The organism is Maribacter aquivivus, from assembly GCF_900142175.1.
In the GTDB taxonomy this organism is placed as follows: domain Bacteria; phylum Bacteroidota; class Bacteroidia; order Flavobacteriales; family Flavobacteriaceae; genus Maribacter; species Maribacter aquivivus.
In genome coordinates this window covers 324,040-349,527 of sequence record NZ_FQZX01000003.1, presented here as the reverse complement: position 1 = coordinate 349,527, position 25,488 = coordinate 324,040, and the positions used below count along the sequence as shown (strand labels likewise).

The window sequence follows — 25,488 nt, the reverse complement described above, 5'->3', positions numbered from 1 at the left end:
GGTATTAAAGAAGAAAAATTAAAATAAAATGCAAAAGTTTTGGCTTGTGGCTAAACCGAAAATAATCGCTTGTTTCAGCCCTACTTGCCATATACTAATCGTTGCAAACAAGCTAAAAACTCTATTAAACTAAAATGTCTAAGTCAAGAGAAATATCATTTGAAGAGTTTATAAATCAATTGGAATATGACTTGTTTATGGTTGGTAAATATAAGATTGATACTATAAGATATTATTTAACTACAGTAGATAAATACTTTATTGCAAGAAGCTTGGAAATAGAAAAGGAGATAAGCGAATACCAATCTAACAATGATATTCTAGACCCTTCGAGAATGACAATTTTTATTGAGGATTATCAAGACTTTAATAAAGGTTTTAAAAAATTAAAATTGGAAAGTACTTTTATCACAACATACTCACTTTTTGAAAATTATTTAAAGTCTTTGACAGAGAACTATATGAAATACTTTGAATTTAATATCTCTGCAGATGATTTATCTGGAACTAATTATATTTCTAAGTCAAAAAAATACTTAGAAAAAGTAGTTGGACTTGACTTATCAAAAACCGACAAATTATGGTCTTCGATAACTAAATATCAGAAAATACGAAATAAAATAGCGCACAATAATTCTAGATTTGGTAATAACCAGTCTGAATTAACTAAAGAACTATCACAACTTGAGGGAATAGTAATCGATAGTAACGGGTGGATTAAATTAAATGACAAAATATTCGTGTTTAATTTCTTGAAAATATTTGAAAACTATATATATCAAATAATAAAAATTACAATTGAACATGAAAAAAATAAGCCGGTAGGCAACAAAACCTAAACGTAATGCGGACTTTAGGGCTAACCGGAAAGGTCTGTGTATATTTATAAAGTCGCTAAATCTTATAGATTTAGCTTTGGACAAGAAAAAATAAAACTAAACAATAAGCTTTATCTACAATTTTCAAAATATAAATGTTTAACAAAATTTTTAAATACTTAAAGGAAAACTTTACAATAGATCAAGAAGGTTTAATTGAACTAGAAAGATTCTTTGACTCTTTAAATAAATCTACAGTGAAACTGGAGATGAAAATGGAACAAATTGGAGAAAAATATAAGTTTTCAAAATTAAATGACTTAAAAACTCCAAAGGAATATGATAGAACTAATACACTTTATTTTTGGAGAGAGTTATGTGAGTTTCCAATGTCAATTGCTCTTGATGAAGAGGAAATAGATAAGGAATTTATGCTGTTTATAGATGAAGATGATATTTATAGCCCGTATTTTGAATCGGATAATGGAGATTTAAGTAATGTCTGTTATGACATATACCATAGCTGGGTAGCATTTATTTTCCAGAAATTAAAGTTATACAATAATGGCATCCCAATGGGAATAACTGTGAATAGTGATATTGTTTCTTATTATTTTAATGACTTTTCCTATTATAATTTCTCCAACTATCATCAACTTTATGACACAAAAGAGGAAGTTTCAAGACCATATAAGCGAAATCTGACAATAGAAGAAATATTTATTAGAACACATTTTATACAATTTCCTTACAAGAGAATAACGCTAACTTCTTCTAATAAAAACATTAAACAAATTGCAGAATTAGTAGAATCTAAAATTAAAATCTCACAAATTGACTTGCTTACAGGTGAGACTAATAATCAAGAAGAAAAAAAGCTTGAGTTAGGAAGTCAATATGAAAGGAAGGAAGGATCAGATATTGATTTCTTAATAAGGTTATTCGAGTCAACAGTAAACGGAGAGATGATATTTGACTTGAATGAAAGTAATTATGAAAAATAAAAAGTAGATAACACTATATAACAAAACATAGTTGCTCTTCGAGAGAACAACGTTTGTTATATTTATCTTTCTCAGCAATAAAATGAAAAAAATAAAATTAACGTCAGTTATCATATTGTTATTTTTTCTAATGGCTAGTATGGTATATAGTCAAGATATTAAATTGAGCTATGACATAACTATCACTGATCTAAAAATTACTGACTCAACTATAATAAAGGAAATCCCTTACTATCCTAATTTAAAAATAGTTCGTATAAACTATCAACACTTAAGTAAAATACCATCAGAAATATTTGAACTCAGGAAACTTGAGGAGCTTCACTTAAATAATAATGAAATAACCAATATTCCTGATGAAATAAGTAACCTAACTTCACTTACGAAATTAGATATATCCAACAATAGAATATCATCTATTTCAAGTGCAATATCTAAACTGACATCTCTTGAATATCTAAACTTCCGTACCAATCGACTTCCAAGTTTTCCAAAGCCTATACTTCAACTAAAAAATCTCACCTACCTTGATATCACCTCTTCGTTTAAAGGAGAGATACCTAGTGAACTGTACGAATTAAGAAAATTGAAATTCTTGTCTATGGGGAGACTAAACCTATCTAAATTCCCTGATGGACTTTTCAACCTTATAGAGTTAGAAGAGTTGGCTTTGCATTTAAATTACATCAAGGAAATACCAACAGATATAGTAAAACTCAAAAAACTTAAAAAAATTCATCTATACGATAATTCTATTCAAATTATTCCACCTGAAATCAAAGAATTAAAAGAGCTTGAGTTTTTTACTATTGAGAACAATCACTTAACAATCCTTCCGATTGAAATAGCGAAATGTCAAAGACTCAAAGATTTTCGTGTTTATGGGAACAACAATTTGAAGCCAGATAATTTGCTATCAGTTTTTTCTCAAATAGATTCATTGGAGAAGGTATCCTTCACACGAATAGATTTAAGCGGACTAAGTACTGATATTAATGGATTTAAAAACTTAAAATCTCTGACGCTTAGAGAATGTGAACTATCAGAATTACCAAATTGGGTTATAAACATCCCAAGTTTAGAAACTCTCGATATCAGTAATAATCGAATCAACGTTGTTCCAAAGGATATTTCAAAACTAGTGAGGTTAAAAACACTGTATTTGAATAGTAATACCATTAATGATTTACCAGATGAACTTTTTACAATTGAATCCTTGGAGTACCTATCTTTTGATGATACAAATATTACCCAAGAACAACGTAAACTCATATTTAAGAAGCTTCATGAAAAAAGCTGATAACAATATATATGAACATCATGCTTCTAATGTCACACACCAGATGTAATCATTGCTAAGCTGATTTTTTAAATCAAAATATAAAATATATAGATTTAAACTAAATTTGAATAATAATAAATCAAAACTTATAAGGAACAGTAAAGAATTATAAAATACAAAAGCGTTTAGCTTTTGATTTGGGACTAGAAAATCGCCAGTTTTAAAGACTACCAATATCAAAGCCAAGACGCCCACGTTCTGCGTGGGCTGTTCTTGTTTGGTGGTCTGGGTGTCTGGCGATACCTCTGGTTCCTTCACGTTCAGTTCCACGCTTTTTTTATGGATAACAAATATGAAATTGAAATAGTAATTAATGAAGAATTAAGTGAAGAGAATCTTAATATCATTAAAAGGTATTGGTTTTTAGATAATGACAAATTCATAGAAACACCTTCTAAAATCGGTAAAGCTTTTGGGTTAAGTGGTTTCGAAGTTTCAAAAATCGCAAAAAAATTTAGTTACCTAAAAATCACTAGAAGTTGCTCTGACTGTGAATCAATTGAAGAGCTTAAAGCTGATACTATAACTATTGCAAAGGCATACTTAAAACCTTCCTGGATATGTAGTAATTGTATAAAGGAAAATCAGCAAGCAGAATCCGAAAGACTAGCACATGAACAAAAGTTACTTCTCGAAAACAGAGCAAACAAGTTCGCTAAAGCAATATCAGAGCAATCATGGTATAAATTGAACAGAAAAGATTTAAAGCTCTTGAGTCAAATGCTACAGGCTCCCTCTACCCAAGTTTTGATTAAACGTCTAATTGAATTAAAAGAAAAAAAGTATTGGAGTATTTTATATCGAGCGGACGAGTACGGTCTTGTTGACCTAGTAAAGAATAACAAAAATTACATTATTGAACATTATCCGTTACATAATCTTGAAGACCACATAAAACCCTATATAAATCCCTCTATAAATCCACAAACTACGACCAAGCAAACACTTTCAAAACTTAGTTTTAGGATGTTAAAAAATAAAAAACGTAGCTCCTCGGATGACCCTTTGAATAACGGAACCTTCATACCTGAACAGGACATAATTATAAAGGCGGGAGTACTTCACTCGTATCTTCTATATCCAAGAGAAAATGGGGATGTCCACCTATCAATTACTCCTGTTGATCAGATTGGTAGATATAAAAACTATCCTAGGTCAGGAGGTCCAAAACCTATTGGAGACGTAATTGACGAGTGGAATGATTAAGTCTAAAACCAATTAATTCTTATTTTCCACCAAATAACCTAGACCAAAAACTTCTTTTAGGCTCGACCTGTAATTCAGGAATTTGTTTTTCAGTTGTTTTAACTTCCTTTTTAATGTCAGTGACTTTCTCCTCCGGAATAATTTCTTTTACAGGCAGAATCTCCTCTTTTATCTCTTCTGGCTCAGAAATATTATTTTTGATTATTTGATCAACCAAAACCGAAGGTTCTTTAAATACGGATGTTTCAAAGTTATTATCCAAGTCATTTGTTTTTTGAAATAATATTAATTCCATGCCTTGTTGTGTTACGAAATAATCATGACTAGCAAACTTAACACTACCCAAACCGTATACATGCCCAATGTTGTTCAATTGATTATCCCAAACCAATTTGTTGTCTCCCATCTGGGTAACAATCAATTTATTTTTCTCAATAAAACTTACACCACCTAAAAAATTTCTTCTATTTATAAATAATTCAGTGCCTTCGTGCTGAACTACGTGTGGCTTAAAAACTTTTACAACAGTTTCTTTTATCGAAGTCGTTGAACTAGAGCTTTTAAACATATCCCAATATACTTTATTCGGAATTAATTCTTTTCTCTCCAGTTTATCCGTATCCCAATAAACATATTTACCATGATCGGCCCCTCCTATAATAAATTTATTATCCGGTGTAAACTGGGTATATCCCATACCGAAATTATGGTTTATATCATTGTAGAAAGCTTCTTTGTAACCTTTTAAATATGTGGGATGTGCCCATAAGGCTTTCTCGCTTTTCTTGCTTAAATCGAAATATTGAGATTTTGTTGAATAAGAATGTAAGACGACTAAATTACCATTGGGTGCAATTGTAATTGTATCATTACCATTCCCAAATTTCATATTCCGAACAAATTCGCCTTTAAAATTAAAAATGTCATAAGAGTTTTTCTCCCCGGTAACAAAAACCTCTTTACGGGGAAGGTTTATTTTTTTAGCATACCCCTTAATTGTTAATTCTGATTTTAATTTCCCCTGCCCATTGTAAATAGACAATACACTCTCTTTATAATCTACTGTAAAAAGAGTAACATACTCTTTAGCTTTTTCGTTATAAACTATATCATTTAATGCGGGTCTAATAGTTTTGTTTTTGTATTTAGAAAAATCAATATTATAGGGTAATTCTATTACTTCTAGACTTTCCGTATTAATTAAGATATGATTGCAAACGAAGGTTTTTATAGAATCAATCCATGTAATAACATAAGATCCTGGATATTCAACTCCTTTTGGATAATTGATTTCAAACTCTTTAAGTTTGATACCTTCAGAATTCATAAGGACAATGTTCTTTTTATCAAATACTAAAAGGCATAACCCTTCCTCATTTATAGCATGCCCATTTAATTCTACCAAACTTAAATCTAAACGTAGCTGTTCAGAATAACCAAGGTCAGTTGTTAATCTTACTTTTTTATTCTGATTATCTTTTATTTTGATATCTCTTTGGTAAGGATTTTCAAAATTAACTCCCACTAATCTTTTTGTTCTAAGAATTAAAAATTCCAATATTTTAATTGTATCTCTTGGAGCAACACCGTATTCTATAGTCGATTCTTCAATAGATGTACATAGTTCGTTGTATCTCTCTTTTAAAGCTTTTTCTGCTAACTCCTTTTTGTCCGTAAAGACTAACAATTCAATATGACCATTGTCTGGATAATTCTTATTTTCCCAAAGAGATACCGAGTCACAATTAGCATCCAGTTCTTTAAAAAGACTAACCAACTCGATTTTGAGTTGGCTTAAATTAATTCTATTTTCCTCATCCGGTCCACTTAAACTACTTGAAACAGCATTTTTAAATTTTCTACTTTCAGTTGGCTCAAAAAAGTCACTTTTCTCCAATAAAATAAAGTCGACAATTTCAATACCATGAATAACCTTTATAAAATGACTAAAAGACCTATCATTCTCTAATTCTTTTTTCTTCCATTTATCAAATTGGCTAGACTCAATACTAGATCGTAAATGAAATTTAAGCTTTAACTCATCTTTTTCATCATCCCATTCCAAAGGGGAATGGGGTGTAGATAAACTAAGTACTTGCTCATAGATACCATGAGATTTTCGGAAACAATTTTTACTTTTAAAATACTTAAAACCATTCTCCTCTAAAAAAGGCATAATCCCTTTTATTATAATTTCATCTCGTAGTTTCTTTATTGAGCTTGCTCTAATCATTTTAAAAGTTTTAAGAAAATAAATGGTTATTTGTAACTACAACGGAGACCGAGTATTACATATTATAAATTTATCGAATCTAAAAATATGCGATTTTATTTAACTGCATAAATCCATATTTCACACACTACATTATATATCTTGATCTTTGCTTGCCCCTACTCTATAAATTCACCTCGCACTTCATAGTATTAGTTTTGGTAAGATTTGGGTTTTGATTCTGACCCCCAGACATAACTCTTCTATAATTATAGATTTATATAATTGTAGAACCCCTAAAAAACAAAGCTAATCCCAGTTAATGAATAGCAAATTTCATTTAAGAATTAAAGGATATAATCCATAAACATGGAATAATTACAAATAATAAGTACTTTAGTGAAATGAAAATCCACATAAAATCTTTTTTCGGTGATGACAGCAAAGCAGGTTGTTTAATTTGTAATACGACCCATCACAAAGGAAAGGCACTTTGGATAAAAGAAGGTTGTTCGTGTGGTAATATCCAATTTTTCGATATTACTCCTGATTATGTACGAATTTCTGTAGAGTGGCCTATGTTAACAGTTGAATCTTCCAATGATTGGAGAAAAGAAATTCTGCAACAAATACACGAACACGGAAAGCCTTTAATGTTTAAGAATATACCTAACAAGGATATTGTAGATGATATTCTAAAATAAAAATTATGATCAATAAAGTAATAATAGCGGGCGGCAGAGATTTTAATGATTACGAACTATTGAACAAAGAAGCTTCTTTGTTTCTTTCTGAAATAGAAAACGGGGATGCCGTTCAGATAGTTTCCGGAGGTGCTAAAGGTGTCGATTCCATGGGTGAGCGTTTTGCTGAAGAAAATAGTTTAGATGTAATTGTTTTTCCTGCAGATTGGACAAAATACGGAAGAGCTGCAGGTCCAAAAAGGAATGCTCAAATGGCGGAGTATGCTACACACTTGCTTTCTTTTTGGGATGGTAAAAGCAGAGGCACAAAGTCGATGATATCGCTAGCTAAAAAGAATAAAATAGAGGTTAAAATTGTGGCCATATAGTGCAATGGTTACCTTTCAAACAATCCTTAATATTAAAAAACAAGAACATGCTTACAGCAGAAGAATATTACATCAACAAAAAGGTTCGTGACGAGATTACTTCAGAACCTGAAACCTACAGGTTCAACCTTTCACTTATAGACAGCGAAGCTAGTGTACCCTTAATCGATTTTGCAAGATTGACACTTGAGGAATATGAGAACTTACGCTTAATGTTATCCGTGAGCGAAGGAGTAGACGAATTTATAATTCACTCTTATTACTACCTATTGGACCAGGTTAGCTATTACGAATCAATAGCGCTACCAAACCAAATCGCCACTGAAATGGCAATGGAAGATCTAAGGGTACTTTTTTCAAATTATAACGAAAAAAAATTACAGTTATAACAGTTTGGATTGTTACACTTCAAACAATGGTTAAGTATCAAGTGTTACCTTTCAAAAAATCCCAAATTATTCATTTTCATATAGTGTTCTCGTAAAGGAATTCTGCGGTGTCCAACCCATTATATGATTCTCGGAAAATTGTCACAGAATGCATAGATAAAGAACTTGAAGCAACTAACGACCAAAGACCAATTGAAGAAGTAAATGGGTATATACGATTTTAACATTCTTACAGATCACGATAAATATGACACAGTATTTACAAAAGGAAAATTTGTTGATACTGTTTTAAGCGGCAACGTCAAATATGTTCTCTATTCACTATCTTATTTCTGGGTGGAAGTTCAATACAACTCTTTTGAAAATAAAATAATAGGTATTTCTAGCTTTGTTGCCGGAAAAAGTTTAGACCGGTATAGTAACCTTCCTAAAATGTTTTAATTTTCTACACCCTCCCCTTTTGGTTGAATATCAGGAATATACTCTTCCGTTGATAGTAAATGTAGTAGTGCCCGAATAGGACTTGCTAAATAAATAATGACATATTCTCGCAATGTAGATGGACCTTGATTATATAATTCATTTTTTGATTTATAAGCATGCTTTATTTGGATATTTTTCAAGTGTTAAGGAACACAAAAGATAAAATATTCCTTTTCAAGGTATCATCAGTGAAAACTTATTCAAACTTTAGGTATAAGTCAATTTTCGTTAAGTATGTTTTTCAATTATGGCTAACGTTCCCTGTTTGGTGTCGTAGCATCCCTCAGAGTACTATTCACTATACACATTGTTTTGGGCAGTATTTTTCTATTATATTAATTGTTAAAAGTTCAAGTTCGTGGGTAATATTTTCTATTACCTCAATTTCGGAATCTTCTATATCACGATAATTATGAACTATAAGATTTCGGACATCATAGATTAAATCACCTAAAGAATTTTTAATTTTTTTGTTATGGGCAATAAGTAAATCCTTGCAATCTCTTTCAAGGTCTACTACTTCAAAATCGCATTGTTTTTGTTTTAAACAATCTACCACTTTTCTGATGTTTACTCTTTCTTTCCCGAGTTCATTTATTTTTTCAATGAAGTCATTTTTTAGAATATTATTTTCATTATACTCTCCGATTAGTTTGTTAAAAACAACATCAAATCTTTCCGTTAATATGTATTCGATAATTTGGTACAGAATATGAAACCTAACTAAATGATGTTCTAATGATTTTAAATGCTTTGAAAATAGTTCAGTAAAAAACCTATCACTATTTAGATCTCTTTGCGACTTAAATAGATTTAGTTTTTCTTTACCTCTGAATTTTAGGCAGAAGTTATTTTTTGAACGTAGAGTTAATTGATTTTTGAAATCATTGTGCTTGTAGTAGCCATACTTGGATAGACTAGGAATGTAATTTTCAGGTGAGAAGTCTTCTATTTCTGAAGTATTTTCATTAGAAAGAATTAAAACAATAGGATTGTTAGGATAAAAGTCTGAAATCGAATATTCTTCTTTAATTTCCTTAAGAATTATATTCTTTTCTTTAGCTAATAGTAGTAATTGAAAAGCTACGTATTTATACCTGTTTAAGAATGTATTATCAATAAAATCGTTTTCTTTCCCCTCTAGGTTTGACAAAGGGAAAATCCATCCAATTCTAATTTTCTCTTCTTTATCGTAAATTTGGAATACGTCATTTTCGGCATTCAAATAATTGTTTTCGAAAAGAACTAATTGAAAATTTTCATAGTTAAAATCTTCCTCTAAAACTGGACGATATTCAACGATAATTTCATTTTGCTCTTTAGTATCATAAACCTTAACGAAAACATTTATATCCTGTTTTATAAACTCCAGGTTAGATAAGGCCATTCCCTTGTAATAAATAGGCATTCTATTGTGTTTTTCTTAAGTAAGTTGAAAATGCTTCATCAATGGATTTATTAAAGTTTAGATAGGAGTCACCTTTTTTATCAAATAATTCTCTAAACAAATGATGAAAAAACATACGCTGATCATTACCAATTTTCTTAGCAACTCTTCTAATGTAATCTAGTCTGGCGATATAATTATTGAATGTATCATTAATATCTCCTAAGTCTATATCTTTATATAAATTGGGCACATCATTTAGTTTATCGATTGACTTAAAATCAATTAATTTTCCTATTGCAGAACCAAAGCCTGTCATTAACTGAGTCCTTTTGAAAAGTTTTTCTGAATTCTTCCCAAATGGCTGCCCGGAGAGTGTTGTTTCTATACTTTCATCATCAAATTCCCAATTATCAGATTTATTAATTAAGGTTTGAATTAAGCGATCAAATGCTTTTAAATAGTCAATAAAAAGATCGCTGTTTTGATTTTCAGTAGATAATTTTTCAAGGCTTTCAATATTTTCTAGTACGGAATTTCTATCCATTGGCAGATAGTCTCTGTCTAGATAAGAATTGAATCCTTCCACAATTTCTTTAAATTTATATTCCTTATTATGTCTAGGTGTTCTATCTTCTGATTCCAATAATAATGTTATACCGTCTAAATCTTGCTCTAAATAATCTGAGTATAGAATTTCAATTTGATGTCTCATTGACATAGGGGTCTGACCTGTATTTAGAGTCAACATTCTATATAGAATTCCAATTTTATTGATTCCAAGATATACTTCGATTCTCAATTTTTGAGACTTAAGTTTTTTCAATTTATCTTCATCTTCAGAAGATTCTAAATCTCGAAATAAATCTCGTATCGTAAAAGTACGTTGCAGACCATCTAAAATTATTAATCGATTTTGTTCTCTTAGGATGTATTCAGTTATAACATCTTCTTCAAAACCCTTCTTAGGATCAAAATCTTTATCGGATAAGGCTAAAACTATTGGTGGAATAATACAACCTTCTAATAAATCTTTCTTGAGCAGGCTGTAAACTGTTGAAGATGATTTTACTCTTCGTCTTTGGAATTCATTTTTGTCCAAAACTGACTTAGACATTTGATAATAGTCTCCTAAGCTTATCTCAAACAATAAATTGTTAGCTTGAATTCGATTATCAAAAATGTTATTTATTAATTTCATAATCTGTTTTTTTTGTTGCCCACAACGTTTTTGTATACGAGGATTTTCCGAATAAAAATCAGACCTTACAAACACGAATTGACCTTTAATTAAGCACTAACCAAAATTATTTTTATACAGTGTTGGGCTTAGTTTTTTTCTTCTTTTCTTAGTTCATAATATTCGCTAAATATTTCGGCACATATATAACCTGTAGCCATTGAGAACTTTAACCTTAATTCATATTCAGGATTTATAAATCCCTCTCTAGCAATCTGATTTACTGAATTAATATACTCTTGGATTAGTTGTTCATTAACCTTTAAAGTATGAGCAATTCCGTTTCTTATTTTATTCAGGAGTTTAAGAGATTTCACTAAAGCCAAACTTTTCCCGCCAAATTTCCCAAAATGTTCTATCATTCCAATTTTCAAACTATGACTATATCTTTCTTTGAAAAAGTTTGCTTCAAAATTATTGGATAAATTTTCAAGGTAACAGTTAATAGTAAATTCCGTAATTATATGTCCTTTAAGAATTAGTAATTCTAAATCATATATATTCTTAAAATGACTTAATGTAAGTTTCTCAAATTCTTCTAAATTATAATCTCTTATTTGTTCCATTTCTTTGGTTCCGGTAAATTAAGCTCAACGTTCTGATTTATGGCAAGTAGGGCGGTAAGGAAAGTTTTAGTTTCCGTCTGGTCTACGAGCCAGAGCTTTTTGTTTTGTAATTATTTTTTCTTTTTTAATTTCCATATACAAAAGATTTGTTGGACTTTAAAAATGCGCCCAAGCCTTTAAATATAGCTCATTACTCCCTATTTGCTATCGCCTGTATTGGCAACTGGCTTTTTTAGCACTTCTTCAATATCAATTACCTGCACATTGGAAATTTCAAATACCTCCCTTAAAGTTTTTATTTCAGTACGATTGATTTCTCTTAAGTAGTCCGCTAATTTATATTGAACACCGCCGCTTTTAGACAAAACCCTTTCCCAACTTGCTCGTCCACTTAAGTATTTCAAAATACTTTCAGCACTAACAGCATACAATTCTTTCTTCTTATCTGTCTTCAGGATTGTTAGATTGACGAAATCGGCAAACACGTGCCGTTTTCGCATTCCATTCTTCGCTCCTCCGTCTTGCCATTTCGAAAACTTAAATTCCGCAACTCTTTTGTCCGTTTCCAAATCAAATCCATCTCCCTCTGCTCCGGCTGCAAGAGATAGGTTTGTCACTATTTCATTTTCAGATAAGATTTTTGGTAATGAATTTATTATTCCAACAGCGTGGACGATTTCATTTATTTGTGCACTAGCTTTTTTAACTACTAACGCAGCATCAAACAAGTCCTCACTTGCAACAATCTCCGATTTGGATTTGCCGATTGTTTCGGATTTTATTTTGGACAATTTTCCTTTCAAAGAGTCTCCTTTGAAGTCCAAAACTATTCCTAATGCTCTGTCAGTTTTCAAATTATACAATATTTTTTTAGCTTGTTGCCAACATTTCATATATGAAAAGTAGCGATAACTTTTCGGATAATACACAAACCGTATTTTTAAATTTTACTAATTATTTTATTTTTGGAAATTTATTAAATTTAAAATTTGGCGACTTTCCAAAAATGCTTAAACCATCGTGTTTACAACCACTTGCGCTATTTTTTTATATACATTATTATGACCAATGATTTTATTGCATCATATATTTGATATTGAATTCTTGTTTTTCCAAAATCAGATAATTGTCAAATAATTCTTTCTTGTCTTTTGGCCAATTTTTCTTATGCTGTTCTATAAGTTTAGGATAATAATCTTTTTTATAATCATAAATTAAAAGTTCTTTATCTATTTGAGATAAAGCTCTTTTCGCTAATTCCTTGTCAAGAGAAAGTAAAATTCGTTTGGCAATTGGTTGTGCTTGCCAAGCTCCAGAATCAGTCATTCTAATTAATGCCTTAAAGTATCTATCTACCAAAACCTCTGGTATAGATTCCTGTATTTTAGTTAAACAACCTGTTATTTTATTTACTTCGGCAAATTGATTTTGTTCTAAAATCCCTATAAGTTCTGTAAAAAAGGCTATTCTTAATCCTTCGTCTGTGGTTTTTAAAATGTCTATTGGAACATTGCACATAAAATCTCTTTTCAAATCAATGTCCATTAAAATGGTGACTTTTCTTAAAATTTGTTCTAATATTACCAATGACTTTTCGTTAAAATTTTCACTTATAATAATTGCAAATAATGAATTTAGAGATTCGCTATTATCAAACTTTTCTGTTAGAGTATCAATTACAAAAGCTTGCTCTCTTTCGTTTAATAATTGTAATTTGAGAGGTATGTTTTCCGGTCTGGTTGACTGATTTAGGGCTAATTCGATTATTACCTTAACTTCCTTTGTCGGTTTATATGTATTAATTTCAATATTAGAATTATGTTGATGTACAGAATTTGAATTTGTTCGGAGTTGGCTCGTTACTAATTGGGCTTGTAAAACTCCATTTTCTACAAGTTCATAAACTTTGTCTCTCCGAGATTTTAGTTCAATATCTGTAAATTTATTCCCTTTTGGATGTCGAACGTCATAACCTCCAATTTCTTGATGACAATCAAAACATAATGGTATTCCATTATCATCAGCGTTACTACCTCCATCAGCTTCTGCAATAATATGTGCTGCTTCTATATTCGTTCCGCAGGGCTTATAGCATAGACAACATATTCTCGCTGACTTTATGAACATTCTTGCTTTTGTATTTGCGTTAAATGGCATATAGGCTGGTCTTAATGGGCATAACGTTCTCGTATATAAAAAGTAGCGCTAAAAATATTCGTTTACTTTTCTGATGAAACACAAGCCGGATTTTTAAATTTTGCTATTTATTTTATTTATTGATAATCGTCAAATTTAAAAATTTGGCGATTATCCAAATATACCCAAACCATAGTGTTAGAATAGATTTACGTTATTTTTTATATACATTGTTGCCAGCAATTCTTTTACATATAAGTTTTATCAATATACTCAGTCATAAAACTATTTAATTTTTCTTCTGAAAATTTCATTATGTCTTCGATTGTGGATAATTTTTTTATACAGCCTGCAATTTGTTCATTTGTTGGTTGGGCTTTGAACTTGTCGGAATATTTTTTTATGAATAATTCTGCTTGATTAGATAAAATATGCTTTACAGACTTATGGTTTATTTTATATAAAATCTTTTTTCTGTTATCATTGGAAATAATCTTTACAGAAAATGTGTCCTTTTCATAATTAATAAACTCAATGTAATTACTTTTCTCGTTATACCCATAAAATGACTCAAATGGAAAATCGGTATTCTCGTAAAGCTGAATAATAAAATCATTCATAATTATGATAGTTGGATTCGTGCCTTCCACGGGTGCTATCATATTTTCCGTTTTAAATTTTTCCCCAGGGTCTTCGTCATTATCATCTTTTAAAGTTTGAAGATATGTAACTGACATTGCTATTTTATCTAAATCCTCTTTATCTCTCTCAAGTATTTTATTTCTCAGTAGTTCAGATAATTCTTTTGATAATTTAAAAGTATCATCGCATTCTGAAGTTCTCCAAAATTGTAACAAGAAGAATAATCTTAATATTTGACTATCGTTTTTGTTTAACTCAATTTGGTCAATTCCATTTAGATTAGTATCCCTAAACTTTTGAATAATTTTACTTGCGAATTCGTCTTCAATTTTAGTGAATATATCCTCGCATTGTTGACAGAATGAATCGCTAACTGTAAAATCAATATTTTCTTCTGCATCTAAATTTTCTTCTTCGGTACTTTGGCGTCCTAAAAGATTTTCAAGGTTAGGAATCGATATTTCTTGTTGAAATTTATAATCAACAGTTGCCTTGTTAGGGTCTATACTCCAATAAGAACCTTTTCCTCTCAATTTAGAACCATCTTCGTTCAAAGCAGTTCTAATTACAAAATCAGTTAGATAATGTGTATTGCTCTTTGGTACTTTATCTAAACCACATAATTTACATTTCATTCGGTTTTTTTTGAATTGCTGGGAACTATTATATAACCGCAATTTATCAAAAAATAGCGTTTATCCTACCTGAATAAGTTGTATGTCAAAACTTTTGAAGATTTTATTTCCCTGCTTAAAATTAAGTGATATAGCGAAAACTCCATTACCGCCTATCTGGACCTGTTAGTCTCTTTTGATAAGTATATAGGATTTCAACAGGAAATACACCGCCTGAATAATAAATTTCTTTTAAAGAAAATCAGGGAAATAGTCATCGATAAAAATACGCATATACCAATCAGAAATAATTGCTCAGCGCCCTTGTGCTTTATCTGAAGGAAATTCACAAGGTTCAGTTGGATGTCGATGCCGCAAGAGCGCGCAAACCGCAGCGCATTCTACCCGAAAAACTATCGCTAAACAAGGTTAAACTCTTGCTTACAAAAACGGAAAAAAAACACACACAGAACCATATTGACCACTATTTACGCATTGAGTTTTCTCAGTGTCGAATTGATTAATCTTAAGATTGCTGATTTGGATAGCGATCGGAATATGATGATGATTAAAATACTAAGCGAAGGAGAGATCGAGTATTTTCTTTTCTCGATTCCTTAAAAAAGACTTTACGCAAATACTATAAGGAGTATCGACCCCAAGGTTTATTCCAAAGTTATAAATTAACTCTAAGCCTACTTTACGGTTTTCCGTAATTGTATATTTATATAAATGTATAACTTGTGAGAAAAATATTTCTTAAAAAGTTTATTCTTCTGTTACATTAGCTGAACAAGCATCTTTAAAAATTATATGGCATTATTTCAATCTTCCGTACTAAAATCACATCTAGCTTTATTAAACACATCTGAGGTAGAAAATGCTACCCGAGTATTAACGATTGAATTATAAAGAATGCTTTATAATTTTATGATTTAACTGAATAATAAACATAACTAATAATCAAAATTTTAAACTTCAATTAAATGGCTCAATTTTTAACGGGTGCAGATTTAAATTCAGAAATTGGAAATATTTTTGAGAATGCAAAAAGTCAAATAATTCTTATATCACCATATATAAAATTACATGATAGGTATGCTTCAATTTTAAAATCAAAATTCAATAATCAAAAATTAAAGATTACAGTAGTCTTTGGAAAGAACGAACATGATATGTCTAAGAGCATGAAAAAAGAAGACTTTGAATTTTTTAAAGAATTTCCAAATATTGAAATCCGGTATGAAAAGAATCTACATGCAAAATATTACGCTAATGAATCTGCTGCAGTTTTAACATCAATGAATTTATATGATTATTCTCAAAATAATAATATAGAAGCTGGAGTATTAAGTAAAAGTTCCTTAATAGGTAGTCTCACAAAGGATTTACTTAATAATGTAACCGGTGAGGATAGTTACGATAAAAAAGCTTCAGATTATTTTCAAAGAGTAATCGAACAATCAGAACTTTTATTTCATCGCAAGCCTAAATTTGACAAAGGCATATTGAGACAAACCTATATCAAATCAAAGACTAAAGAGGATAAACTATCTGAGTTTTTTGAGAATAGAGTGATTACAGCAAGAGTTTCTAAAAAACCTCCTGTCAAAAAACATACTATAGATGTTAATAGTGCGGTGTCTATGGGATATTGTATTAGAACGGGTGTTTCAGTTCCTTTTAACCCCAAAAAACCATTAAGTCCAGAGGCTTATAAATCTTGGAGCAAATTTGGAGATAGTGATTATGGTGAGAAATTCTGTCACTTTTCTGGTGAACCTTCTAATAAGCAGACGAGTGTTGCAAAACCAATTCTTAGAAAAAATTGGAAAGCTGCAAAAGATAAGCACAAACTTTAATTGAAAGACAAATAACAGCCTGTTTACAACGCATATGAAAGCAAACGAATTACCTATAATTAACTTTTTACAAGCACCTAACGTTCAATTTGTAATTCCTGTTTATCAGCGAAACTATGATTGGTCTAACAATGAATGTAAGGAGTTACTAAATGATATTATAGCTGTAGAAATTGCAAAAAGAGGTACGCATTTTATAGGTAGCATAGTATTCATTCATGAAGGAGCCTATAGTACTAGTGAAGTAAAAGAATTGGTAATTATTGATGGGCAACAACGTCTCACGACAATTAATATCTTATATGTTGCACTTTATAGATATGCAAAAGAAGCTAGTTTACAGCAAGAAGCTGATATGCTGTTAAACATGTTTCTAACAAATCAATATGTTCAAAATGAATCCAGTAAGTTAAAATTGAAACAGACGGATACCAATTCATCAGCTTTTAATGCCATTATGAATGGTACGGAAAATGAATTTAATCATTTTTCTAATGTAATCGAAAACTTCAGTTTTTTCAAAAGTGAAATTACTGAAGATAATTTTCAAAATATTTTAAATGGTTTAAAACGATTAATTTTTGTTGAAATTTCTTTGGAACGCGGTAAAGATGACCCACAGCGCATTTTTGAGAGTTTAAATTCTACAGGCTTAGATTTATCTCAGTCAGATTTAATACGGAATTATATTCTAATGGATTTAGACCCTAGAAATCAAAACAAAATTTTCGAACAAATTTGGAATCCTATCGAAGAAAATGCCAGGGATTTAATAAAGCAGAAGTCGATGGTTTCAGATTATATAAGAGACTATTTAACTTTACTTAATAAGAAGATACCAAATAAGAGTAAAGTCTATCAAGAGTTTAAAAAACTCTACTCAGTTAAGAATGAAGCATACCATCAAGAATTAGAGAATATAAAATCACTATCTGTACACTACAAAAAGCTAATAAACCCAACTAAAGTTCAGGATCTAAAAATCAGAAGAGAATTAGTATATATTTCTCGCTTGGAGATAAATGTTGCCTTTCCTTTTCTATTACAAGTTTTTGAAGATGCAGATAATGGTCTTGTATCGGATGAAGATTTAATTAGAATTTTAAAACTAATTCAGTCTTATACTTGGAGAAGGTTTGTAGTAGGCTTACCAACAAATGCCTTAAATAAAATATTTATGTCATTGTATTCTGAGGTAGATACTGAAGAATATTTTGATTCAATTGCCTTAGCTTTGATTAAGAAAAGAGGTAGTGCTAAATTTCCAACCGATGAAGATTTAAAGACTGCATTAAGAGATAAAGACTTATATAATATTCAATCAAAAAACAGAAAGTATATGTTTGAGTTGTTGGAGAATTTTAACAATAGAGAACATGTAGATACTTCAAATGAAAATATTACCATAGAACATATTTTTCCGCAAAATCCTAATGATACCTGGAGTACTGATATAGTGCCGGACGATTACTTTTTATTCAAGGAGAAGTACTTGAATACAATAGCAAATCTCACTTTATCTGGTAATAACGGAGCTTTAAGTAATAAGTCTTTTTCAGAAAAAAAGAATATGAATAAAAGCGGTAATGAACAAGGCTATAATTTTAGTAGACTTTGGTTGAATGATTATTTAAAAAATATAGATGCGTGGAATATTAAGCAATATAACGAACGCTTTGAATTAATTTACAATCGTTTTTTAAATATTTGGGAGCATCCAAATGTTACTGTCCCTGTGTTTGAAAAAACGGACGAGCAAAGCATATTTGATGCCGAATCACCTACCCATAAAAAATTAGAGTATTTTATATTTGAAAACACAAAAATAGATGAGGAAGTAATTTCTAAAATGTACGTATACGTTATCCAGAAATTATATGAGAAAAACACTCAGCTTCTTCTAGGTGCTACAGATATATTAAAATTGTCCAGATTACCTGAAGATTTTAGATCAGCACAAGATCTAAAAAATGGTTATTTCATTGAAGCTAATTTAGATAGTAATTCAAAGTTTAGTATTCTGAAGAAATTACTACCCTTATTTGAACTAGAAGACGAATTACTTATCAAGTATGCAGATATTGAAAATGATAGTTCTGAAAATAGATTTTCTATACGAAAAGAATTTTGGAAACAATTACTGCCACAATTAAAGAACACTCATTTATATTCAAATGTCAACCCTTCAAAAGATGGTTGGTTAAGCGCAGGTGCTGGTATTTCTGGAATTAACTATGCTTTTGTAGTTTCAGGGAAATATGCCCGTATTGAATTATCCATAATATCTTCAAGTAAGGAACAAAATAAAAAGTATTTCAAAAAATTGTTAAGTAAAAAGGAGAGTATTGAAAATGATTTTGGAAAACCTCTTGAGTGGGAAGAATTAGCAGAGCATAAAATGAGTCGAATTAAATATGAGCTAACTGGTGTTAATTTATTTGATAGAGATGATTGGGAAGAAATGACAAGATTTCTAATTAAATATTTACCAGAATTTGAGAAGTCTTTTGAATCTGTAATCAAGAATTTAAAATAGCTAAAATTATCTTTTGTGCAATTGGACAAAAAGCTATATGATATTGACGGCAATAATATTTTAAGAAGGGAACCAAATCAAAATTGAATCTAATAATCCTTATCTAATAGAAAAAAATAATTATGCTTCATTCAGAAAACACATCTATAATTGATAAAGCGTTTCAAGAATTAATAACTGACATAATAAGTTCTTCTCCGAATTATGAAGAGGTATTTAACACCAAAAATCTACCATACCATCATAATTATGCTAAATCCAAAGCACCTAATGTAATTCCAGAAATGAGATACTTCTTTAAAGGTCTGGATAATATAAAACATAATTCACTTTACTATTTTGAATTAAAAGACATAAAAACTGCTCATAAATTAAAAGAAAAATTAGATAATTACAGAAAGTCTATTGATAAATCATCAAATGAATACCGAGTAGTCCCAACAATGAATCAATATGATAATGCACAAAGTAAAGTTTTTTACTTAGGAGTTAGACAGGGAGCTCCAAACAAATCAGGTCTAACACATATTGTTGGAAGAATTAATCAGCATTTGGGATATTATAAAAATGGCAGTACTCAAGGACTTCAGTTATATCATTATACTAAAGGTCTAGATTTTGAAATAACTTTAAAGGTTTATGAATTTCAAAATTTAAATAGCGACTATCTAAATGTAATTGAAAAGAAAATGGCAAAAATATTAAATCCATTATGTGGTAGACATTAACTAAATGATTTTGAGTAACAATACAAACAGAAAAAATGAAAAATAAATATAATTTCTTCAAACTTTTAAAAATAACAATTGGTATTACACTAATTATTTGCTCTCTAATTCCTTTTATTGAAATTGTCCTTGCAATAATTGACAGTGAAAATAAAAAAGTAAGAATCTTTGCATACACCCTATATCCAAATTCTGCAATTTCCAATCTACCTTTCTTGGCTGCTGCATTTGCTATATCAGGGGCATTAATACTATCTCGAATAGGAGAGAAATAAAACCATTAATAGAATTTCTTCATGTTAGAAATATCATCATTGGCAACGAAATTGGCAATATCAAAAACAAAGCCCCATAAACATTGTGTTTACGAGGCTTTTCTGCGGAGAAAGAGGGATTCGAACCCCCGGAGGTGTGACCCTCAACAGTTTTCAAGACTGCCGCATTCGACCACTCTGCCATTTCTCCTGAGTGCCTCATCAGGTATTCCCTGAATGCGGGTGCAAATATATAAAGGTTTTCTTATCTATTAAAGCCTTTTCTTAATTATTTTTCAACTCATTTATTTCTATACTTTTCAAACGAAATGAAAAGGTTGAAATTCAGTTATTTATTACCTTGCCGCAATGGTAAATTCGCTAGTAAGCATATTGATTCCTTTTAAGAATGTTGAAGATTATTTTGAAGAATGTCTGAAATCCATCCAAAATCAGACCTATAAAAATTGGGAAGTCATTGCCGTTAATGATAATTCTAGTGACAATAGCTTATTAATTGCAAACCAATTTGCTGCTGAAGATGATCGATTTAAAATATTCTCTAATGATGAATCGGGCATTATAACCGCTCTCAGAAAAGCGTACACACATAGTTCTGGTAATTTCATCTCTCGTATGGATGCCGATGACCATATGACCAAAGACCGCATTAAAATAATGGTCGATTCTTTATTAAACGAAGGTCAAGGAACTCTCGCCGTAGGTAAGGTGAAGTATTTTTCTAAAACGGGAGTAAATAATGGTTATGATCGCTATGAGAAATGGCTCAACAAACTAACTGCTACCGGAGAAAACTTTAAAGAGATATATAAAGAATGCGTAATACCATCTCCCTGTTGGATGGTTCATAAAGAAGACTTTGATAAATGCGGAGCGTTTACGCCAGACCGGTATCCTGAAGATTATGACCTTGCTTTTCGTTTCTATGAATACAGATTAAAATGTATACCCTGCACCACTACCCTACACTATTGGCGTGATTACGACAATAGAACATCGCGAACCAGCGAGCACTATGCACAGAATTATTTTTTAGATATAAAATTGCATTACTTTTTAAAATTAGAGTTTAAACCAACAGACAACTTAGTGGTTTGGGGTGCTGGTAAAAAAGGAAAAACTATTGCCAGCTTGCTTGTAGAAAACAATATACCCTTTCATTGGGTTTGTGATAATGAAAAGAAAATTGGAAAAGATATTTATGGTGTATTGCTTGAACATTACTCAGCACTGCAAAATATAGAAAACACAAAGTGTATTATTACTGTTGCCAATGTAGAAGACCAAATAAGTATCATCGCTTTTTTTAAAGAATTGAATTTAAAACCGGCCGTAGATTATTTCTTCTTTTGCTAACTAATCTTCATAAAAATAATAGTTGCATTCTCACAAGCTTCTAATTTCAAAATAATTATCTTTGGCATAAGCAAAATCAGGAATGCAATTTAAATATCCAGAACTTCTTTGGGGTCTTTTACTACTACTCATTCCTATCATTATTCACCTTTTTCAATTACGCCGATTTAAAAAAACGCCCTTTACCAACGTAAAGTTCTTAAAACAAGTAGTTTCTGAATCTAGAAAAAGCAGCACATTAAAAAAGTGGTTATTACTTTTTACTAGAATGGGCATATTAGCAGCTTTAGTAATAGCATTTGCTCAACCGTTTATTGCCAATGACTCAGCACTTCAAGAAAAAGAAACTGTTTTCTACTTAGACGATTCTTTTAGTATGAACGGGCAAATTGAAAACGGCAATCTCTTTAAAAACACGATACAAGATTTCATAAAATACATACCTACCGACCAACGCTTTACCTTATTCACCAACAAACAGGTGTTTAAAGATGTTGAAGTAAAAGATATTCAAAACGAGTTATTGAATCTCAGCGTAGCTGCCAATCAGTTGGGTGTTGCCGAAATTGTTTTAAAAGGAAATACCTATTTCAGCGATAATGCTGCATCTCAAAAAAACCTAGTGGTTATTTCAGATTTTCAGCAACGCATGGGAGACCTTAGCAAGGTTGATTCTACAAAGAACATTAATATTCAGTACATAAAGCCCTCAAACGCATCAATAATTAATACGTCTATTAATTCTGTCTTTATTGCTGAACGCTCTAATGACAATATAGAATTAGTAGCACTACTATCAACCAATGCTAAAGATGAAACTATACCTGTTTCTTTATACAACGATAATAAGCTTATTGCTAAAACATCTGCTAAATTTGATACTGGTGGTTCCGCTGAAGTTCGGTTTACCATAAACGCCAACGAGGTTATTTTAGGCAAGGTAACCATCACAGATACCGGCTTGGATTATGACAATCAATTCTTCTTTAACATTGATAAGAAATCAAAAATCAAGGTGTTGGCAATCGGTGATTTATCTTCAGACTTCTTACGTCGTATTTACACTGAAAATGATTTTGACTTTACAGTAAGCACACTAAATCAATTGAATTACAGTACTCTAGAAAATCAAGACCTAGTAATATTGAATGAGATTCAAAAATTACCTAGCTCTCTTAATACAGCTCTCAAGGCTCTAAGTAGCAATGGCGGCAGTTTTGTTTTGATTCCCTCAGTTGATGGCGATATAGCTTCTTATAACGAATTAGCATCCGCATATTTTAACAGCAAATTCTTAAACGGAGTATCTCAAGAGATTGCAATTTCTGAGGTAAAAATAGCACATCCGTTATTTACAAATGTGTTTAATAAGAAGGTTAGCGATTTTCAATTTCCGAACGTAAAAAAATATTTCAAAATAAATACTAAAGCACCTATAGCGCTTTCTTTTCAGAATAAAGAACCGTTTTTAATAGGTAATAAAAATGGGTATTTCTTTACTGCAGCTATCAGTAACAAAAATTCAAATTTTGAAAATTCACCGTTAATAGTTCCTGCCTTTTACAATATGGGCATGAATAGTTTAAAGCTACCGCCACTGTATGCAACTATTGGCACTGACGTTGAAATAGAATTACCGATTACCTTACAGCAAGATGATATTATTAAAATTGCTAACGAAACCAATGAGTTCATACCACAACAGCGCGTACTACCTAAAAAAGTACAGGTCAATTTTATAGAAAACCCTAAAGAAGCTGGCATCTATAAAATCATGCACAATGATAAAAATAGTAGACATATAAGTTTTAATAATAACAGAGAAGAGAGTGCATTAATTTACACCTCATTACCAGAAAATAACAGCAATACATCACTATCAAGTTTCTTTTTAGAAAGTCAAAAAAACAATGCCATAAACGAGTTTTGGAAATGGTTTGCTATTTTAGCATTAGCATTTGTTTTAATAGAAACGGCACTTCAAAGATTCTTAAAATAAACTAGTAACTAACCAGCCATAACCCTATGAATATACTTTTAAAATCAGTTACGATAGTAAATGGGAACACAAAGAATCTTCATTTAAAGAAGCGGGATATTCTTATTAAAAACGGAGTTATAGACGCTATTGAAACTACTATTGAACCAAGTGGCAAAACAAAGGTTATAGACATAAAGAACCTACATGTTTCTTTAGGATGGTTTGATAGCGGCGTTAGTTTTGGCGAGCCTGGGTATGAAGAGAGAGAAACTATTGAAAACGGATTATTAACTGCGGCAAAAAGCGGGTTTACAGATGTCATCTTAAATACAAGCAGCTACCCTACACCAGATTCAGCTTCTGATATTGTCTATTTAAAAAATGCTGCCAAAGATCAATTGACAGATTTGCATCCTTTAGGTAACCTAACTGTTAAAGGTGATGGCGAAGTACTCGCTGAGCTTTATGATATGAAGAATGCCGGTGCACTGGGCTTTTATGACTACAAGCACCCGATGGCAAATGCCAACTTATTAAAAATTGCATTACAGTATGCTCAAAATTTTGACGGACTCGTATTTTCTTTTCCGTTGGATAAAAGCATATCTGGCAAAGGCATCGTTAATGAAGGCATTACCAGCACTAAATTAGGCTTAAAAGGGATACCTTCCCTAGCGGAAGAATTACAGATAGCTAGAGATTTATTTATTTTAGAATACACTGGCGGAAAATTATTCATCCCTACCATTTCTACGGCAAGTTCTGTTAAATTGATTGCTGTTGCCAAGAAAAAAGGGTTACAGGTATTTTGTAGTGCAGCAGCTCACAACCTTGTTATGACAGATAGTACCTTAGAAGATTTTGACACACAATATAAAGTTATGCCGCCACTGAGAACTGCAGCAGATGTAAAGGCACTTCAAAAAGGAGTGAAAAATGGCACTATAGATTTTGTAACATCTGATCATACACCATTGAATATAGAATTGAAGCATGTAGAGTTTGATAATGCTGATTTTGGTTCTATAGGTCTAGAAAGCACTTTTGGTATGTTGAACGAACTATTAGGTATTGAAGACACTATTGAACTGTTAACAAAAGGAAGATCAGTTTTCGGAATTAAAGAGCCAGAATTAACAGTTGGACAACCAGCAAACCTTTCTCTTTTTACTACAGATGACGCATATGAGTTTTCAGAAGATCAGATCCTTAGCTCAAGCAAAAACTCCATCGCAATTGGCAAACCAATGAAAGGAAAAGTAATTGGATCTATTGCAAATAACCAATTAGTATTAAACAAGTAATATGGAGAAAGCTCCCGAAATACCCGGAAAAACAACTGCCATTATAGCCTATCTTACAGTTGTAGGAGCACTAATTGCGATTAGTATGAATTCCGAACCAAATGACAAATTTGCTCGTTTTCACACTAGACAAGCTTTCGGACTTCATATTATCTTTATTGGTTTTGCAATATTAAATGCACAATGGGGTAATGAGTACGGCTTTTATGGACTTTATATATTCTATATCGTACTTTGGTTTTACGCCTTTTTAGGCCTATTGGCAAACAAAGAACAAGCAGTTCCCGTTTTGGGACCTTACTTTCAAAAATGGTTCACTTTTATAAAATAATATA

24 protein-coding genes and 1 tRNA gene are annotated in these 25,488 nt (G+C 30.9%); 16 read left to right on the top strand and 9 right to left on the bottom strand.

From position 1 onward, the window contains the following. The first annotated feature begins 134 nt into the window (after positions 1-134). The 4 genes from BUC31_RS17175 (at position 135) to BUC31_RS17155 (ending at position 4,370) form a co-directional block, all read left to right on the top strand. Positions 135-839 carry a hypothetical protein gene (locus BUC31_RS17175; protein WP_073246563.1) on the top strand — a complete coding sequence of 235 codons (705 nt, stop codon included), beginning with the start codon at positions 135-137 and terminating at the stop codon, positions 837-839. A gap of 134 nt (positions 840-973) precedes the next feature. Next, complete coding sequence (locus tag BUC31_RS17170) at positions 974-1,822, top strand: hypothetical protein (protein ID WP_073246561.1); 849 nt, start codon at positions 974-976, stop codon at positions 1,820-1,822. Positions 1,823-1,904: 82 nt separating this feature from the next. After that, positions 1,905-3,122 (top strand): leucine-rich repeat domain-containing protein, encoded by a 1,218-nt coding sequence (locus tag BUC31_RS17165; RefSeq protein WP_073246559.1) that lies wholly within the window; start codon positions 1,905-1,907, stop codon positions 3,120-3,122. A gap of 321 nt (positions 3,123-3,443) precedes the next feature. Beyond that, positions 3,444-4,370 carry a hypothetical protein gene (locus tag BUC31_RS17155; RefSeq protein ID WP_073246555.1) on the top strand — a complete coding sequence of 309 codons (927 nt, stop codon included), beginning with the start codon at positions 3,444-3,446 and terminating at the stop codon, positions 4,368-4,370. 19 nt (positions 4,371-4,389) lie between these two features. Here the strand turns inward: BUC31_RS17155 and BUC31_RS17150 are convergent, their stop codons facing one another. After that, positions 4,390-6,603: an NHL repeat-containing protein gene (locus BUC31_RS17150; protein WP_073246553.1), complete on the bottom strand. Its 2,214-nt coding sequence runs from the start codon at positions 6,601-6,603 to the stop codon at positions 4,390-4,392. Between the two features lie 383 nt (positions 6,604-6,986). On the opposite strand from BUC31_RS17150, the gene BUC31_RS17145 reads away from it, so the two are divergent. The 4 genes from BUC31_RS17145 to BUC31_RS17130 all read left to right on the top strand — a co-directional run bounded on the left by BUC31_RS17145 (position 6,987) and on the right by BUC31_RS17130 (position 8,484). After that, positions 6,987-7,286 carry a hypothetical protein gene (locus tag BUC31_RS17145; protein ID WP_073246551.1) on the top strand — a complete coding sequence of 100 codons (300 nt, stop codon included), beginning with the start codon at positions 6,987-6,989 and terminating at the stop codon, positions 7,284-7,286. Positions 7,287-7,291: 5 nt separating this feature from the next. Continuing rightward, entirely contained in the window at positions 7,292-7,654 is a 363-nt protein-coding gene (locus BUC31_RS17140; RefSeq protein WP_073246549.1) for a DUF2493 domain-containing protein, read from the top strand. 47 nt (positions 7,655-7,701) lie between these two features. Then, on the top strand, positions 7,702-8,043 hold the full coding sequence (locus BUC31_RS17135) for a hypothetical protein (RefSeq protein WP_073246547.1): 342 nt from the start codon (positions 7,702-7,704) through the stop codon (positions 8,041-8,043). Positions 8,044-8,247: 204 nt separating this feature from the next. Next, positions 8,248-8,484: a hypothetical protein gene (locus BUC31_RS17130; RefSeq protein WP_073246545.1), complete on the top strand. Its 237-nt coding sequence runs from the start codon at positions 8,248-8,250 to the stop codon at positions 8,482-8,484. Here BUC31_RS17130 and BUC31_RS20395 read toward each other — a convergent pair. The 7 genes from BUC31_RS20395 to BUC31_RS17095 form a co-directional block, all read right to left on the bottom strand. Then, positions 8,481-8,666: a hypothetical protein gene (locus BUC31_RS20395; protein WP_073246543.1), complete on the bottom strand. Its 186-nt coding sequence runs from the start codon at positions 8,664-8,666 to the stop codon at positions 8,481-8,483. The two genes, BUC31_RS17130 and BUC31_RS20395, sit on opposite strands and share 4 nt — an antisense overlap. Positions 8,667-8,824: 158 nt before the next feature. Continuing rightward, positions 8,825-9,934, bottom strand: a complete 1,110-nt coding sequence (locus BUC31_RS17120; RefSeq protein WP_073246541.1) for a hypothetical protein — start codon at positions 9,932-9,934, stop codon at positions 8,825-8,827. Between the two features lies 1 nt (position 9,935). Then, positions 9,936-11,114 carry a hypothetical protein gene (locus tag BUC31_RS17115; protein WP_073246539.1) on the bottom strand — a complete coding sequence of 393 codons (1,179 nt, stop codon included), beginning with the start codon at positions 11,112-11,114 and terminating at the stop codon, positions 9,936-9,938. Positions 11,115-11,242: 128 nt separating this feature from the next. Continuing rightward, the gene (locus BUC31_RS17110; RefSeq protein WP_073246538.1) at positions 11,243-11,719 is read right to left on the bottom strand and encodes a hypothetical protein; all 477 of its coding nucleotides are present in this window, start codon (positions 11,717-11,719) and stop codon (positions 11,243-11,245) included. A 197-nt stretch (positions 11,720-11,916) separates the two neighbouring features. Next, on the bottom strand, positions 11,917-12,573 hold the full coding sequence (locus BUC31_RS17105) for a hypothetical protein (RefSeq protein ID WP_139252001.1): 657 nt from the start codon (positions 12,571-12,573) through the stop codon (positions 11,917-11,919). 220 nt (positions 12,574-12,793) lie between these two features. Beyond that, the gene (locus tag BUC31_RS17100; protein ID WP_073246534.1) at positions 12,794-13,876 is read right to left on the bottom strand and encodes an HNH endonuclease; all 1,083 of its coding nucleotides are present in this window, start codon (positions 13,874-13,876) and stop codon (positions 12,794-12,796) included. 227 nt (positions 13,877-14,103) lie between these two features. Next, a complete protein-coding gene (locus tag BUC31_RS17095) occupies positions 14,104-15,132 on the bottom strand; it encodes a hypothetical protein (RefSeq protein ID WP_073246532.1) in 1,029 nt (342 codons plus the stop codon). A 965-nt stretch (positions 15,133-16,097) separates the two neighbouring features. Here BUC31_RS17095 and BUC31_RS17090 point away from each other — a divergent pair. From BUC31_RS17090 to BUC31_RS17075, 4 genes are all read left to right on the top strand, one after another. After that, the gene (locus BUC31_RS17090) at positions 16,098-16,973 is read left to right on the top strand and encodes a phospholipase D family protein (protein ID WP_073246531.1); all 876 of its coding nucleotides are present in this window, start codon (positions 16,098-16,100) and stop codon (positions 16,971-16,973) included. Between the two features lie 34 nt (positions 16,974-17,007). Continuing rightward, the gene (locus BUC31_RS17085) at positions 17,008-19,509 is read left to right on the top strand and encodes a DUF4268 domain-containing protein (protein WP_073246529.1); all 2,502 of its coding nucleotides are present in this window, start codon (positions 17,008-17,010) and stop codon (positions 19,507-19,509) included. Positions 19,510-19,631: 122 nt separating this feature from the next. Next, positions 19,632-20,237 carry a hypothetical protein gene (locus BUC31_RS17080; RefSeq protein ID WP_073246527.1) on the top strand — a complete coding sequence of 202 codons (606 nt, stop codon included), beginning with the start codon at positions 19,632-19,634 and terminating at the stop codon, positions 20,235-20,237. A 35-nt stretch (positions 20,238-20,272) separates the two neighbouring features. After that, positions 20,273-20,512, top strand: coding sequence for a hypothetical protein (locus BUC31_RS17075; RefSeq protein WP_073246525.1), 240 nt, complete (start codon positions 20,273-20,275; stop codon positions 20,510-20,512). A 105-nt stretch (positions 20,513-20,617) separates the two neighbouring features. On the opposite strand, the gene BUC31_RS17070 is transcribed toward BUC31_RS17075, so the two are convergent. After that, a tRNA-Ser gene (locus BUC31_RS17070) sits at positions 20,618-20,702 on the bottom strand. 158 nt (positions 20,703-20,860) lie between these two features. Between BUC31_RS17070 and BUC31_RS17065 the strand changes: the two genes are divergently transcribed. The 4 genes from BUC31_RS17065 to BUC31_RS17050 all read left to right on the top strand — a co-directional run bounded on the left by BUC31_RS17065 (position 20,861) and on the right by BUC31_RS17050 (position 25,484). Next, positions 20,861-21,868: a glycosyltransferase family 2 protein gene (locus BUC31_RS17065; protein WP_073246523.1), complete on the top strand. Its 1,008-nt coding sequence runs from the start codon at positions 20,861-20,863 to the stop codon at positions 21,866-21,868. A gap of 82 nt (positions 21,869-21,950) precedes the next feature. After that, the gene (locus tag BUC31_RS17060) at positions 21,951-23,867 is read left to right on the top strand and encodes a BatA domain-containing protein (RefSeq protein WP_073246521.1); all 1,917 of its coding nucleotides are present in this window, start codon (positions 21,951-21,953) and stop codon (positions 23,865-23,867) included. A gap of 26 nt (positions 23,868-23,893) precedes the next feature. Then, complete coding sequence (locus BUC31_RS17055) at positions 23,894-25,153, top strand: dihydroorotase (RefSeq protein WP_073246519.1); 1,260 nt, start codon at positions 23,894-23,896, stop codon at positions 25,151-25,153. Position 25,154: 1 nt separating this feature from the next. After that, complete coding sequence (locus tag BUC31_RS17050; RefSeq protein ID WP_073246517.1) at positions 25,155-25,484, top strand: hypothetical protein; 330 nt, start codon at positions 25,155-25,157, stop codon at positions 25,482-25,484. Positions 25,485-25,488 lie beyond the last annotated feature (4 nt).

Excerpts from the sequence above, each read along its gene's own strand:
- BUC31_RS17110 (WP_073246538.1), bottom strand. The coding sequence starts at position 11,719 with ATGGAACAAATAAGAGATTATAATTTAGAAGAATTTGAGAAACTTACA.
- BUC31_RS17145 (WP_073246551.1), top strand. The coding sequence starts at position 6,987 with ATGAAAATCCACATAAAATCTTTTTTCGGTGATGACAGCAAAGCAGGT.
- BUC31_RS17050 (WP_073246517.1), top strand. The coding sequence starts at position 25,155 with ATGGAGAAAGCTCCCGAAATACCCGGAAAAACAACTGCCATTATAGCC.
- BUC31_RS17115 (WP_073246539.1), bottom strand. The coding sequence starts at position 11,114 with ATGAAATTAATAAATAACATTTTTGATAATCGAATTCAAGCTAACAAT.
- BUC31_RS17120 (WP_073246541.1), bottom strand. The coding sequence starts at position 9,934 with ATGCCTATTTATTACAAGGGAATGGCCTTATCTAACCTGGAGTTTATA.
- BUC31_RS17130 (WP_073246545.1), top strand. The coding sequence starts at position 8,248 with ATGGGTATATACGATTTTAACATTCTTACAGATCACGATAAATATGAC.
- BUC31_RS17065 (WP_073246523.1), top strand. The coding sequence starts at position 20,861 with ATGGTAAATTCGCTAGTAAGCATATTGATTCCTTTTAAGAATGTTGAA.
- BUC31_RS17100 (WP_073246534.1), bottom strand. The coding sequence starts at position 13,876 with ATGCCATTTAACGCAAATACAAAAGCAAGAATGTTCATAAAGTCAGCG.
- BUC31_RS17095 (WP_073246532.1), bottom strand. The coding sequence starts at position 15,132 with ATGAAATGTAAATTATGTGGTTTAGATAAAGTACCAAAGAGCAATACA.
- BUC31_RS17165 (WP_073246559.1), top strand. The coding sequence starts at position 1,905 with ATGAAAAAAATAAAATTAACGTCAGTTATCATATTGTTATTTTTTCTA.
- BUC31_RS17170 (WP_073246561.1), top strand. The coding sequence starts at position 974 with ATGTTTAACAAAATTTTTAAATACTTAAAGGAAAACTTTACAATAGAT.
- BUC31_RS17135 (WP_073246547.1), top strand. The coding sequence starts at position 7,702 with ATGCTTACAGCAGAAGAATATTACATCAACAAAAAGGTTCGTGACGAG.
- BUC31_RS17080 (WP_073246527.1), top strand. The coding sequence starts at position 19,632 with ATGCTTCATTCAGAAAACACATCTATAATTGATAAAGCGTTTCAAGAA.
- BUC31_RS17140 (WP_073246549.1), top strand. The coding sequence starts at position 7,292 with ATGATCAATAAAGTAATAATAGCGGGCGGCAGAGATTTTAATGATTAC.
- BUC31_RS17155 (WP_073246555.1), top strand. The coding sequence starts at position 3,444 with ATGGATAACAAATATGAAATTGAAATAGTAATTAATGAAGAATTAAGT.
- BUC31_RS17055 (WP_073246519.1), top strand. The coding sequence starts at position 23,894 with ATGAATATACTTTTAAAATCAGTTACGATAGTAAATGGGAACACAAAG.
- BUC31_RS17060 (WP_073246521.1), top strand. The coding sequence starts at position 21,951 with ATGCAATTTAAATATCCAGAACTTCTTTGGGGTCTTTTACTACTACTC.
- BUC31_RS17075 (WP_073246525.1), top strand. The coding sequence starts at position 20,273 with ATGAAAAATAAATATAATTTCTTCAAACTTTTAAAAATAACAATTGGT.
- BUC31_RS17085 (WP_073246529.1), top strand. The coding sequence starts at position 17,008 with ATGAAAGCAAACGAATTACCTATAATTAACTTTTTACAAGCACCTAAC.
- BUC31_RS17175 (WP_073246563.1), top strand. The coding sequence starts at position 135 with ATGTCTAAGTCAAGAGAAATATCATTTGAAGAGTTTATAAATCAATTG.
- BUC31_RS17090 (WP_073246531.1), top strand. The coding sequence starts at position 16,098 with ATGGCTCAATTTTTAACGGGTGCAGATTTAAATTCAGAAATTGGAAAT.
- BUC31_RS17150 (WP_073246553.1), bottom strand. The coding sequence starts at position 6,603 with ATGATTAGAGCAAGCTCAATAAAGAAACTACGAGATGAAATTATAATA.